Raw genomic sequence first — 12,984 nt, forward strand, 5'->3', positions numbered from 1 at the left:
ACAGACATCTTGACAAGCTCGGATTATGCGGGGACTCGGCTCGAGTATCTACCCCCGTAACGTTGCCTATGACCAGTTCAGTGAGGTGCACTGGGTGGCGCCGGCCGAGGCAGTCTGGGCATGTCGCACCCTGGCCGCCACGCATTACGCCACCGGCGGCTGGAGCGTGGGCGCGGTGGCCCTGGTCTCGGGCTGGCTGGCGCGTACTCGTTCGGCCGATACGCGCATCGCGGCGGTGTTCCCCGATGGCCCCGCTCGCTACTACGGAACCATTTACAACGATGAGTACTGCCGCGCTCACGACCTGATCGGCGCCCCGGCGCCGCCCACTGAACCCCGCACCATCAGCGATCCGCTCACTCAGGTCGCGAGCAGCTGGACGCGGTGCCCTACCATCATCGACCCCACTTGCGTGCCGCACGCCGAGCCCACGAGCTGATCTATGCGACGCATCTACCGCAGTTTCCGCAGCTTCGATCGCCCCAGCCAAGTGCTGATGGTCAATCAGTTCACCATCAATCTCGGCTTCTACATGCTCATGCCCTACCTCGCCGCCTACCTCGCCGGCCCGCTGGCCCTGGCCGCATGGGCAGTGGGCCTGGTCCTGGGGATACGCAACTTCTCCCAACAGGGCATGTTCCTGATCGGGGGAACACTCGCTGACCGCTGGGGTTACAAACCGCTCATCATCGCCGGATGCCTGATGAGGGTCATCGGATTCGTCCTACTGGCCCTGGTCAGTTCGCTGCCGGCGATCCTGATCGCCTCGGCGGCAACGGGATTCGCCGGGGCGCTGTTCAACCCCGCCGTACGGGCCTACCTGGCCGCCGACGCCGGTGAGCGGCGCATCGAAGCATTCGCCGTGTTCAACGTCTTCTACCAGGCCGGGATCCTGCTCGGGCCGCTGGTCGGACTAGCCCTGACCGCCCTGGACTTCCGGCTCACCTCTCTCTGTGCGGCAGCAGTTTTCGCGGTCCTGACCCTCGTGCAGATCAAAGCGCTACCCGCAACAGCACCGGCCCCGAGCAGCACCTCAATCATTCAGGACTGGCGCAGCGTCGTCCGTAACCGGCGATTCCTGCTCTTCGCTGCGGCGATGGCCAGCTCTTACGTGCTGTCCTTCCAGGTCTACCTCGCCCTGCCCCTACATGCCGACCGCATAGCAGACAACCCCACCCTCGCCACCAGTGTTGTCACCGCAATGTTCGTGGTGACCGGTCTGGTGGCCATCGCCGGCCAGCTACGCATCACCACATGGTTCGGCAACCGCTGGGGCAGCACCGGCAGCCTGAGCGTGGGAATGACGCTGATGGCTGCAGCTTTCCTGCCCCTAGTCGCCAGCACCGCAACGCATCAGCGCAACATCGCCCTCAACATCGCCGCCCTGCTACTCACCGCAGCTCTGCTCGCCGCCGCCACCGCAGCAGTGTTCCCATTCGAAATGGACACGGTGGTGGGACTGGCCCGCGGCACGCTTGTCGCCACCCACTACGGGCTCTACAACACCATCGTCGGGATCGGGATTCTGCTCGGCAACGCCGCGACCGGGTGGCTGTTCAGCGCGGCCACCACCCGCGACATGCCCGAACTGGTGTGGATCGCTCTAGTCCTCACCGGCATGGCGGCGGCGTCTGCCCTGTTGCTGTTGCACCGCCGCGGATGGCTCAGTGTCGCCGCCCCCACCGAAGCTCAGCCCACCACAACCCATTGATTACCCTAGGGGGGTAAGGTATAACGGTGGTGTGGCGAGACGCCACAGCGACAGACCCCCTGAGGGTCGTTGGCACCACTGCTGTACCGAAAGGGCACATCTCATGAGCACATCGACAGTGATCGTCTCCGGAATGACGTGTGGGCACTGCGCGGCGTCGGTGCGTGAAGAAGTCGGCGCACTGGCCGGCGTAACTGACGTCGACGTCGACGTGGCCAGCGGGCGAGTCACCATCTCTAGCTCGGCCCCGATCGAGGCCGACGCGATCCGCGGCGCGATCGAAGAGGCCGGCTACCACCTGGCGCAGTAGCCGACGAGGGGCTGAAGTGTCTGCCCCACTGGCGACTTCAGCCTCTCCCGGGCGGCGTGGGTGTCGCCACCACCGATGACAGGAATCCAACGATGAATGTTCCAACCAAGCTCGGCGTCTTCGCCGCGGCCCTGCTGATAGTTTTCGCTGCGGCGTACGCCATCGCCGCTGGTGTCGCTCCCGACAGGGCGTCGACCTCCCCGGCTGAGTCCGCCCATGCCGATCACAATGCTGCACCACAGTCGCGAACATCCGCCTCGTCTCCGGGGGCCGATCAGGTTCGCGGAGTTTCGATGGCAGCAGCCGGCTTCATCCTGGGGAATGTGGTGGCACCCCATGCGTCCGGGGTGCAGGCTCCATTGAGCTTTGAGATCCTCGATGCCGCCGGGACCGCGGTCACCGACTTCGCCACCGAGCACGACAAGCAGCTGCACCTGATCGTCGTCCGCGCGGATGGCACCCACTTCCGACACGTGCACCCCACCCTCTCGCCCGAAGGGCGCTGGACGCTGCCCTGGCAGTGGGCGACGGGAGGCAGCTACCGGATCTACGCCGACTTCGTGCCCGCCGCCACCGGCCAACCCCTCACCCTCACCAGCACCGTCGAAGTCAGCGGTGACTACCAGCCGGCCCCACCCACCGCCGAATCACGACAGTCATCCGTCGACGGGTTCGACATCGAGCTGGCCGGTCATCTGCGCGCGGGCGCCGAGTCCGAACTGACCGTCACCGTGCGCCGAGCAGGACAACCGGTTACCACCCTGCAGCCGTATCTGGGCGCTTTCGGTCACTTGGTGGCCCTGCGTCAAGGCGACCTGGCCTACCTGCATGTTCACCCTGAGGGCGTGGCACCGACCGCCGGTCAACTAGCGGGACCACAGGTCCGCTTCGCCACCACCGCCCCCACCCCGGGCCGCTATCTGCTCTACCTCGACTTCCAGGTCGACGGCGCTGTGCACACCGCCACCTTCGTTCTCGATGCCCCCACCGGCACCCCTGCCCCGACACCTGACTCCACGGCCCCCTCGGCCGATCCGCACGCCGGACACTAACTCGCTGACCAGCGCCACCCCGGGGCATTGCGCCGAGGCATTCACCCACGAGGAACTCCCCCATGACCACCTCAGCTCCGATCCACCCACCTGCGGCCACCGCCGAGCAGACAGGCGCCGTCGATGTCGAACTCGCCGTGTCGGGCATGACGTGTGCATCGTGCGCGGCACGCATCGAACGCACACTGAACAAACTCGACGGAGTGAGCGCCTCGGTGAACTACGCCACCGAAAAAGCTCACGTCAGCGCACCCGCCGGTGTCGACCCACACCTGCTGATCGAGACCATCGAACAGGCCGGATACCACGCTGCGCTGCCCGCCACTCCCACCAAAGGTGCCGCCCCCGACGATGACCCTTCGGACGACGACGGGGAGCTCGTGGCCTTGCGTCACCGACTGATCGGTGCGGTGGTTCTCTCGGTACCGGTGATCGCGCTGGCAATGGTCCCGGCGTTGCAGTTCACCTACTGGCAGTGGGCGTCGTTGACGTTGGCCGCGCCAGTGATCGTGTGGGCGGCATGGCCGTTTCATCGCGCCGCGTTGCTCAACCTGCGCCACGGTGCGGCCACCATGGACACCCTCATCTCGGTCGGCACCACCGCGGCGCTGTTGTGGTCGTTGTATGCGTTGTTCTTCGGCACCGCCGGACAACCAGGCATGACCCACGGATTCACCCTGACGGTCAGCGCCTCTGACGGTGCAGGCAACATCTACCTCGAGGTCGCCGCGGGGGTCACGATGTTCGTCCTGGCCGGCCGATACTTCGAGAAGCGGTCCAAACGGCAAGCCGGTGCGGCGTTGCGGGCCTTGTTGGAGCTGGGCGCCAAAGACGTCACAGTGATCAGGGACGGCCACCAGCATCGGATCCCGATCGGCGAGCTCGCCATTGACGACGAGTTCAATGTGCGCCCCGGCGAGAAGATCGCCAGCGACGGTGTGGTGGTGTCCGGCACCTCGGCAGTCGATGCCAGCATGGTCACCGGCGAGTCGATGCCAGTCCAGGTCGCCCCCGCCGACACCGTGACCGGCGGGACAGTCAACGCCGGCGGGCACCTGCGGGTGCGGGCGACCCGCGTGGGAGCGGACACCCAACTCGCGCAAATGGCCGCGATGGTCGAACGCGCCCAGACCGGCAAAGCCCACGCCCAGCGACTGGCCGACCGGATCTCAAGCGTCTTCGTGCCGGTGGTCATCGCCGTCGCCATCGCAGTCCTCGGCGCGTGGATCGGCGCCGGCTATCCCCTGCAAGCGGCGTTCACCGCCGCGGTCGCTGTGCTGATCATCGCCTGCCCCTGCGCGCTGGGACTGGCCACCCCGACCGCACTGCTGGTCGGTACCGGCCGCGGAGCCCAACTCGGCATCGTGATCAAAGGCCCCGAAGTCCTGGAATCCACCCGAACCATCGACACCGTTGTCCTCGACAAAACCGGCACGGTCACCACGGGCCAGATGACACTCGTCCAGGTCACCACCTCCCCCACCACCACTCGCGCCGACGTGCTCGCCCTCGCTGGAGCGGTGGAAAATGCCTCCGAGCACCCCGTCGCGGCCGCCATCGCTGCTGGTGCAGCCGCCGAAGTCGGACAGCTCGACGAGGTCGAAGACTTCCGCAGCTTCGAAGGTCGAGGCGTGCGCGGCACGGTCCAGGGACGTGTGGTCACCGTCGGGCGTCCGACGCTGCTGGCCGAACACGGCATCGCCGTGGATGACCCCCACCTCAACGAGGCGCAGACCGCCGCCGAAGAAGCCGGACAGACCGCCGTACTCGTCGCCTGGGACGGCCGCGCCCATGCGGTCCTGGCGGTCGCCGATGCGATCAAACCCACCAGCGCACACGCCATCGCCCGGCTCGCCGCACTGGGTATGACGCCCATCCTGTTGACCGGCGACAACCAGACCGTCGCCGACACCGTCGCCGCTGAGGTCGGGATCGACACCGTCATCGCCAACGTCTTGCCGGCCGACAAAGCCGCCGTCATCACCGACCTGCAATCCGACGGCAAGGTTGTGGCCATGATCGGCGACGGCGTCAACGACGCCGCTGCCCTGGCCCACGCCGATCTCGGGCTGGCGATGGGCACCGGCACCGACGCCGCCATGCATGCCGCCGACATCACCCTGGTCCGCGGCGACCTCAACGCTGCCGCCGACGCGATCGCCTTGGCACGCACCACTCTGAAAACGATCAAAATGAACCTGTTCTGGGCATTCGCCTACAACGTCGCCGCGATACCGCTGGCCGCGCTGGGACTGCTCAACCCCATGCTGGCTGGGGCCGCCATGGCGTTGTCCAGCGTGTTCGTCGTCAGCAACAGCCTGCGGCTGCGCGCCTTCACCAGCCCGCCCCACTCATCGTCCACAGTTCCACCCACCAACCCCTCGACGTATACCCCCCAGGGGTATAAGGTAGCGGCATGAACGAGCACTCTTCCCCTGAGCACGTCGGTCACGACGCCGCCGATGAACGCCACCACGGCCAACTCGCCGCAGCGTCACACAACCACCACGATCACCATGCTGAGCGCGCCCGCGCAGACCATGATCACGCTGGGCATGGGGGGCATGGTGATCACGTCGGGCAGTTCCGGCGGCTGTTCTGGATCATGCTGGCCCTGGCTGTGCCGGTCGTGGCCTTTTCGCCCATGTTCGCGATGCTCATCGGCTATGACCTACCCGATGGTGAAGTGTTGAAGTGGGTCTCACCGGTGCTGGGTACGGTGATGTACTGCTGGGGTGGGCGGCCGTTCCTGGTAGGCGCCTCTGCAGAACTGCGGTCGCGCGCACCGGGAATGATGCTGTTGATCGCCTTGGCGATCACGGTGGCCTTCGTGGCGTCCTGGGGTGCGAGCATCGGTGTGTTGCACCACGAACTGGACTTCTGGTGGGAACTGGCCCTGCTCATCGTGATCATGCTGTTGGGGCATTGGATCGAGATGCGGTCGCTGGCCCAGACAACCTCGGCCCTGGACTCGCTGGCCGCGCTGCTGCCCGATGAGGCCGAACGCGTCGAGGGCGACCACATCACCACCGTTGCTCCCAGTGAGCTGCAGGTCGGAGATGTGGTGATCGTGCGCCCCGGGGCCAGCGTCCCGGCCGACGGTCGCGTCGTAGACGGCTCGGCCGAGCTCGATGAATCCATGGTCACCGGAGAATCGCGCACGGTGCGCCGCGGCATCGGCGATCAGGTGGTGGCCGGCACGGTGGCCACCGACTCGGGGCTGCGGGTCCAGATCACCGCCACCGGCGACGACACGGCGCTGGCCGGGATTCAGCGCCTGGTGGCAGACGCGCAGAACTCCACCTCCCGCGCCCAGCGGCTGGCCGATTCCGCCGCAGCGCTGCTGTTCTGGTTCGCGCTCGGCTCAGCGATCATCACCGCCATCGTGTGGACGGTCATCGGCCAACCCGACCAGGCGGTGATTCGAACCATCACCGTGCTGGTCATCGCCTGCCCGCACGCACTCGGCTTGGCTATCCCCCTGGTGGTGGCCATTGCCACAGAACGCGCCGCCCGCGGCGGCGTGCTGGTCAAAGACCGGTTGGCACTTGAGGCCATGCGCACTGTGGATGCGGTGCTGTTCGACAAGACCGGAACCCTGACCAAGGGTGAGCCCACCGTCATCGAGATCGCGGCCGCCGACGGCGTCGATGAGGACACCGTGCTCACCCTGGCCGCCAGCGCCGAAGCCGACAGCGAGCACCCGCTGGCGCGAGCAATTGTCGCAGCGGCCGGCGACCGCGCCCAGCCGGTTCCCGCGGCCACCGACTTCACCTCGTCACCGGCGGTCGGTGTGACCGCTCGCGTCGAGGGCGCCACAGTGCGGGTGGGCGGGCCCCGCATGCTCGAGGAACAGGGCCATCAGGAACTGGCCATCGCTGATCGCTGGCGCGCCGACGGCGCAATCATCCTGCATGTCACCCGCGACACTGAGCTGATCGGAGCTGTCAAACTCGCTGACGAGGTGCGCGGGGAATCCCGCCAAGCCGTCGAGGCGCTGCACGCCCGCGGGGTCGAGGTCGTGATGATCACCGGCGACGCCGAAGCAGTGGCGCACACCGTCGCTCACGACCTCGGTATCGACCGGGTGTTCGCCGGTGTACGCCCGGAAGACAAAGCCAGCAAGGTGGCCGAACTGCAGCACGAAGGACGCAAGGTGGCGATGGTGGGCGACGGCGTCAACGACGCCCCCGCCCTGGCCCAAGCCGATGTGGGCATCGCGATCGGGGCCGGCACCGACGTCGCGATCGCCTCGGCGGGGGTCATCCTCGCCAGCGACGACCCCCGCTCGGTGCTGTCGGTCATCGAGCTGTCGGACGCCAGCTACCGAAAAATGAAGCAGAACCTGTGGTGGGCAGCGGGATACAACCTGATCTCGGTACCGCTGGCCGCCGGAATTCTCGCGCCCATCGGGTTCGTCCTGCCGATGTCGGTCGGAGCGATCCTGATGTCAGCCTCGACGGTCGTGGTCGCACTCAACGCGCAACTGTTACGCCGACTCGACCTGCACCCAGGCGCGAGTACAGTGCGTGCACTGCAGCACAACCGACCGCGATCCACTGAGAAGGTGAGTCCATGACCGCTGCGTCCGCACCGGGACAATCCTCCACCCCGGAAGAATCCTCTGCCTCGGAACACTCTTCCCACGGTTACATCAGCGACAAGGGCAAATACCTGGCCCGCCTCAAGCGCATCGAGGGGCAATCCCGAGGTATCTATCGGATGGTCGACGAGGAGCAGTACTGCATCGACATCCTGACCCAGATTTCGGCGCTGACCAAGGCGCTGGAGGGGGTCGCGCTGGGTTTGCTCGACGACCATCTCACCCACTGTGTGCTCGATGCCGCCCACGCCGGCGGGGACGAGGCGCAGGAGAAGATCGCTGAAGCCTCGGCGGCCATCGCTCGCCTCGTTCGTTCCTGACCCACCACACCGGGTTCGTCACAGGCGTGGTTCGCCGACCCACTGCGGCACCACCGGCCCCGGCGCGCGGGCGTCGGCATCAGCGGCCATCGCCAGAACCACCCCACGATCGGCCAGCCACTGTGCCGGATCAACGTTGACTCCCGTCGGGTCGAGAACCTCGAAATGCAGATGCGGGCCGGTCGACACCCCACGGTTGCCCACCGTGGCGATCGATTGCCCCATCCGTACTCGCGCGCCCTGCTCGAGCAGATTCTCGTCGTTGTGGCCGTAGGTGGTGATCGTGCCGTCATCGTGCCGGATCCGCATCCACAACCCGAACCCCTCGGCAGGTCCGGAGGTGATGACCTCCCCGTCAGCCACAGCGACAATCGGCGCACCCAGATCATTGCCGATATCAATGCCCTGATGGCCCCGTCCGTCACCGAAGGTGGACGTGATCTCACCCGCAGTCGGCGCCACCGCACCGCCACTACCGGGCAGCAGCGGCGTCGGCGTTCCGGGTTCCTGCGGCTGGGGGCCATGCGGCTCGTTCGGATCGTGCGGCACGATCGCGGCGATCAGGGTGGCCACCAGCCGAGCCAGCGGTAACGCGTCGATGATCCGGAACCCGTCTATCGGATCAATGAGCGAAAACGTTCCGAAGCACTGCAGCGCGGCCACACTGCCCGCATCGCCGACACTGCCCGACTGGGCCTGAGCGCCCAGGCAGGACGCCGCCTGCGTGATCGGCTTCCCCAAATTCGCCGCCGCGGCACCACCCAAAGCGGCCTTCACCGAGTCCTGCACGATCGCGATCAACTCCCCGGCCACATGTCCATCGGTCGAGGCCGCCGCCGGTGCGGTGGCAATCACAGGCGCAACGCCCACGCACACCGCCGCTGCCACCCCCAGCGCTTTGGGGCCCCACTGCTGCCCCGCCTTGACCCGTAGCGATGTCAACACCATCTGCATGCGGTCGGACCTTTCCCGCGGACGTCGTAGACCCACGCACGAGTGCCATGCGTGTACCCGCGAGATCACACCACAAGTCACTTGTGCCCCACCAGTCACACGCGGCTCCACTACGAAGCGAACTAATCAGGCATTAGCGGCTTTGTTTGCGCAGTTCACCGCCCGTTTTGTGGGTGCCGGGCAGGCGACTAACTACTATCGGTGTTAGTAGAATTGTTATCGAAGCGCCGCCGGGCGGTGGCGAAGTATCACTCTTGAGGAGGAGATCGATGAGAGTCACACGAACGGGTGTCGTCGTTGCTGCCGCGGCGGCTGTTCTGACAGTGGTGGCCGCGTGTTCGGACACCTCGACTGAGGATCATTCCTCGATGTCGGGGATGGGTACCAGCGCGGCCAGTACCGAATCCTCAGCGGCGGCCACTGCCGAACACAACAGCGCGGACATCTCGTTCGCCCAGCAGATGATCCCGCACCACACCCAGGCGATCATGATGAGCGACATCCTGTTGGAGAAGGACAACATCAACCCCCAGGTCGTCAGTCTGGCCCAGCAGATCAAAGACGCTCAGCAGCCTGAGATCGAGCAGATGCAGTCGTGGCTGAAGCAATGGGGAGCCCCACTCGAGGGCCAGGGACACAACATGGACATGGGTACGTCGATGGCGCCGGGTTCCTCCCCGATGCCGTCGATGATGGGCATGATGTCGCCAGAACAGATGCAGCAGCTACGCGACGCGCAAGGAGCCGAGGCGTCGCGCCTGTTCCTGACCCAGATGATCGAACACCATCGCGGCGCCATCGCCATGGCCAAGACCGAGATTCAAGACGGCCAATCGCCCGAGGCGATCGCTCTGGCACGTCAGATCGTCACTGATCAGGAGAGCGAAATTGCGAGGATGCAGCAGCTTCTCAACAACCCCTAGCGGTCGGACCTGCCCGGGTCGGTCTCGGCTACACACACATCGCGATCACCATCGCCGAGACGACACCGGACACCGCCAGCGTGGTCGGCACCGCCACCACACCAGCCACCGCCGCGGCAGCACCCACATGATGACGTCGCGACCGGCACCGGTGACCGGAGTCCAAGCGGCTCAACCGAGGCCCCACCGACGACGAATCGCTGATCGACAACACACCCACCGGGCCCGCTACAGGTCCCGAACGGGCCAACGTTCCCAACGCCGAGCAGACCGCCCGCGCACCCACCAGCTGGGCCGCGCGGGCATCGGCGGCTTGCTCGACCAAGCCGGCGACCTCACGGCCCGCGCGGCTGAACAACGGAATCAGCGGGAACGCACGCCCGAGAGCGCGGGCCGCCAACACCACGGTGTGATGACGTTGCCGCCGGTGTGCGCGCTCATGAGCAACGACGGCATCGAGTTCCTCACCGGACAACGCCGCCTGCAACCCGGTCGTGGCGGCAATGCCGGCATCCTTGCCCGGCAGACAAAACGCCATCGGCCGCCCGTCGGCGAGCCACCACACATCGGGATAGCGCTCACTGCGGGCGCCCACCAACCGCAACGACTGCAGATACTCCTCACGAGCACCACGCATCCGCACCGCCGATCGCACCGCGATCGTCACCGCTCGGACAATCGCTGCCCCGGTCACCACCGCCAGCACGCCACCGGAGATCGCCTCCACCCGCGGGGATGCGCCGTGTGACAACACCCGCAGACACGACACCACCTCGGACAACGAATGGATGCCGAAATGGCCGGGAACCGCCAGCGTCACAACAGCTCCCACCCACAACATCGCAAACACGACCTGCGCGGCCGGCCAGGCCACCAACACCCAACGAGCATCGATACGGCCCTGCACCCGAACCATCCATCGAGGCCACAACCAGCCCAGCACACCCGCGGCAACAACTAACACCACCGCTGCACTCATGGATGCTCACCCATCGTTCGCCTCGATCCTCGACGCCCCGCCGTCAGCTCGCTGAGACCCACACTCAACACACCTTCCCGGCGACCCACCACCTGCACCACCAGCCAGTATGCCCCAGAAGTTCGTCGGTGACGCCGCAACTCAGGCACCGACCGCGCCGCCAATTACTAGGTTTTATAGTAGTTAGTTGACGCGGGTTGACCCGGCCTGCGCGTACCAGTCCGAGGAATGCGCCGTGACCGAGAACCCGAAGGAGACGCACTCGCCCCCCGACGACCACCGTCGTCAGTATCTGCATGCCATGCGAGACGTCTACCGAGCACCCACGCCATACTCGACCCACCAGTTTTTCCACCGCGCCCACCACCTCAGCGTCACCTCGAACCGACGCCGCCACCTCGCCGCACACATCGGTCTCGTCCGCCACCTCGCTGCGATCGGCGACCTCTCCGGGGCACGTCACCACCTCGGCAACGTCCTCATCTCCCTCGTCCTCCAAAAGCATTGCGGCCAAAAGCCTTCACAGCCTTCCACCCCCATCCAGAAGTCGTGACCACGACACCCCCAGAGGGTTAGGGCGGCTCCTACCCGGTCTCGCCACCACCCCGATCACCACACCACCCACGCCCGAACTCAGTCCTACCCACACGAAAGTCCTAGCCGCTTGCCTGCCTCAACCCCGTCCAACCGCACCGCTGCGGTCGTCCTCGCAGTCATCGCCACGCTGATTGTGCTAACCGGCTGCTCCACCCGGGAACAACCCACATCCCCACCACCGTCGGCAACCTCAGCAGAGAGCGCAACACTGACCCCAGAACTCGACCACCTCCACGCCCTGCACATCCGCGCCGACGGCACTATCCTCGCCGGAACTCACACCGGCGTAATCGCCCTCACCGCAGATGGAACCACCAGCCGGGTCGGCGTCTCCGACGACGACTTCATGGGACTGGCCGGGGTAACCGGCTCTGATCGGATCTTCGCCTCCGGCCATCCCGGCCCGCGGAGCTCGGCACCCAACCCGCTGGGACTCGTCGCCAGCGAAGATGGCGGGCAGACATGGACACCGAGATCGGTGGCCGGCGACATCGACTTCCACGCGCTCGCCACCAACGGACAACTACTCGTAGGCTTCGACGGAATCAACGGCCTGCTCGTATCGACCGATGACGGGAGAAGCTGGACCCCCGGCGCGCCCCTGGCCGCAGCAGCACTCGCGATCACCGACCGCGGCGTATGGGCGACTACCCCAGATGGCCTGCAACACAGCACCGACGACGCCCAGACCTTCACAACCGTTCCCGATGCGCCGGCCCTAGCTCTCCTGGCGGCCGCACCCGATGGCACGCTCTGGGGCATCGACACCGCCGACACCGTCTGGCGCAGCCCAGACGGCACACACTGGGAACAACGCAGCACCATCAATAGTGTCAACGCGCTGGTCGCCAGAAACGCCGAAAATGCATACGCCGCAAACGAACAATTGCTCTACACGCTCAGCTAACGGACTCGTGTGGAGCAACGAAGGAAGGAGGCGACTCAGATCCGGACGCGCTTTTGATCACGTCCACTCCACCCACTCCACGAGCAGGATCTGACAGACGGTGGCACCCGGCCGACCTGGGTGGTCACTCTCGACCACCTGACGGCACCCAGAAACGCCACGTCTTCGAGACGTCACTGTCGTTATCGATGAGACGAGCAGCCCCGACTACCCCACGAACTTGCTGCGCGTGTCACAGCTGCGTGAGCACACCGAACCCGCGACCTCAAAGATCGCCTTGGGCGGGGACGGTTATCGAAGGCCGCCGGCTTCGGGCTGTGGATGCGAGTGCTGCAAGACGACGGCACGATCGGCGTGTATGGGCACATCAGCGAGACACTGGTGAGCGTCTGGCAGCGAGTCCTGGCCGGCGCGCAGATCGCAACGGTAGGAAACCGCGGCTACTCCACCGGCCCACACCTGCACTACAAGGTGTGGCAGCAAGATGGACCCAAACTCGATCCTGCACCGTGGTTGAGAACCCGGGGAGTCTACGTCGTCGGACGACCCGCCTTATCGGCGCGCGGGAGGTATGAGGACGAGTGGTCCCGCAGGTGTCGCGAGAGTTGAGTAGTGCCCCATAGGGTGG

11 protein-coding genes and 2 pseudogenes are annotated in these 12,984 nt (G+C 66.1%); 11 read left to right on the forward strand and 2 right to left on the reverse strand.

The genetic code is table 11. The features are described 5' to 3' along the window. Positions 1-13 precede the first annotated feature (13 nt). From AMD30_RS23390 to AMD30_RS23420, 7 genes and pseudogenes are all read left to right on the forward strand, one after another. Positions 14-439, forward strand: a pseudogene (locus AMD30_RS23390) (pyridoxal-5'-phosphate-dependent protein subunit beta); the annotation flags it as partial. 3 nt (positions 440-442) lie between these two features. Beyond that, on the forward strand, positions 443-1,711 hold the full coding sequence (locus AMD30_RS23395) for an MFS transporter (RefSeq protein WP_055477279.1): 1,269 nt from the start codon (positions 443-445) through the stop codon (positions 1,709-1,711). A 103-nt stretch (positions 1,712-1,814) separates the two neighbouring features. Continuing rightward, positions 1,815-2,021, forward strand: a complete 207-nt coding sequence (locus AMD30_RS23400; protein ID WP_005195294.1) for a heavy-metal-associated domain-containing protein — start codon at positions 1,815-1,817, stop codon at positions 2,019-2,021. Between the two features lie 92 nt (positions 2,022-2,113). After that, positions 2,114-3,073 (forward strand): hypothetical protein, encoded by a 960-nt coding sequence (locus tag AMD30_RS23405; protein WP_007239618.1) that lies wholly within the window; start codon positions 2,114-2,116, stop codon positions 3,071-3,073. Between the two features lie 62 nt (positions 3,074-3,135). Continuing rightward, positions 3,136-5,493, forward strand: coding sequence for a heavy metal translocating P-type ATPase (locus AMD30_RS23410; protein ID WP_055477280.1), 2,358 nt, complete (start codon positions 3,136-3,138; stop codon positions 5,491-5,493). Further along, a complete protein-coding gene (locus AMD30_RS23415) occupies positions 5,490-7,652 on the forward strand; it encodes a heavy metal translocating P-type ATPase (RefSeq protein ID WP_055477281.1) in 2,163 nt (720 codons plus the stop codon). The genes AMD30_RS23410 and AMD30_RS23415 overlap by 4 nt, the downstream gene beginning before the upstream one ends. Beyond that, a complete protein-coding gene (locus AMD30_RS23420) occupies positions 7,649-7,996 on the forward strand; it encodes a metal-sensitive transcriptional regulator (protein WP_005195356.1) in 348 nt (115 codons plus the stop codon). The genes AMD30_RS23415 and AMD30_RS23420 overlap by 4 nt, the downstream gene beginning before the upstream one ends. Before the next feature lie 18 nt (positions 7,997-8,014). On the opposite strand, the gene AMD30_RS23425 is transcribed toward AMD30_RS23420, so the two are convergent. Beyond that, the gene (locus tag AMD30_RS23425) at positions 8,015-8,950 is read right to left on the reverse strand and encodes a M23 family metallopeptidase (RefSeq protein ID WP_055477282.1); all 936 of its coding nucleotides are present in this window, start codon (positions 8,948-8,950) and stop codon (positions 8,015-8,017) included. Between the two features lie 269 nt (positions 8,951-9,219). Here AMD30_RS23425 and AMD30_RS23430 point away from each other — a divergent pair, with 269 nt between their 5' ends. Next, on the forward strand, positions 9,220-9,873 hold the full coding sequence (locus AMD30_RS23430) for a DUF305 domain-containing protein (protein ID WP_055477285.1): 654 nt from the start codon (positions 9,220-9,222) through the stop codon (positions 9,871-9,873). Positions 9,874-9,901: 28 nt separating this feature from the next. Here the strand turns inward: AMD30_RS23430 and AMD30_RS23435 are convergent, their stop codons facing one another. Further along, positions 9,902-10,852: a M56 family metallopeptidase gene (locus tag AMD30_RS23435; protein ID WP_055477283.1), complete on the reverse strand. Its 951-nt coding sequence runs from the start codon at positions 10,850-10,852 to the stop codon at positions 9,902-9,904. A gap of 235 nt (positions 10,853-11,087) precedes the next feature. Between AMD30_RS23435 and AMD30_RS23440 the strand changes: the two genes are divergently transcribed. The 3 genes and pseudogenes from AMD30_RS23440 to AMD30_RS24805 all read left to right on the forward strand — a co-directional run. Then, the gene (locus AMD30_RS23440) at positions 11,088-11,405 is read left to right on the forward strand and encodes a hypothetical protein (protein WP_010844644.1); all 318 of its coding nucleotides are present in this window, start codon (positions 11,088-11,090) and stop codon (positions 11,403-11,405) included. A gap of 111 nt (positions 11,406-11,516) precedes the next feature. Then, complete coding sequence (locus AMD30_RS23445) at positions 11,517-12,356, forward strand: F510_1955 family glycosylhydrolase (RefSeq protein WP_055477284.1); 840 nt, start codon at positions 11,517-11,519, stop codon at positions 12,354-12,356. Positions 12,357-12,656: 300 nt separating this feature from the next. Next, positions 12,657-12,965 (forward strand): annotated as a pseudogene (locus tag AMD30_RS24805) (M23 family metallopeptidase); the annotation flags it as partial. Positions 12,966-12,984 lie beyond the last annotated feature (19 nt).

Origin of the sequence: Gordonia sp. HS-NH1 (assembly GCF_001418765.1) — a bacterium.
In the GTDB taxonomy this organism is placed as follows: Bacteria; Actinomycetota; Actinomycetes; order Mycobacteriales; family Mycobacteriaceae; genus Gordonia.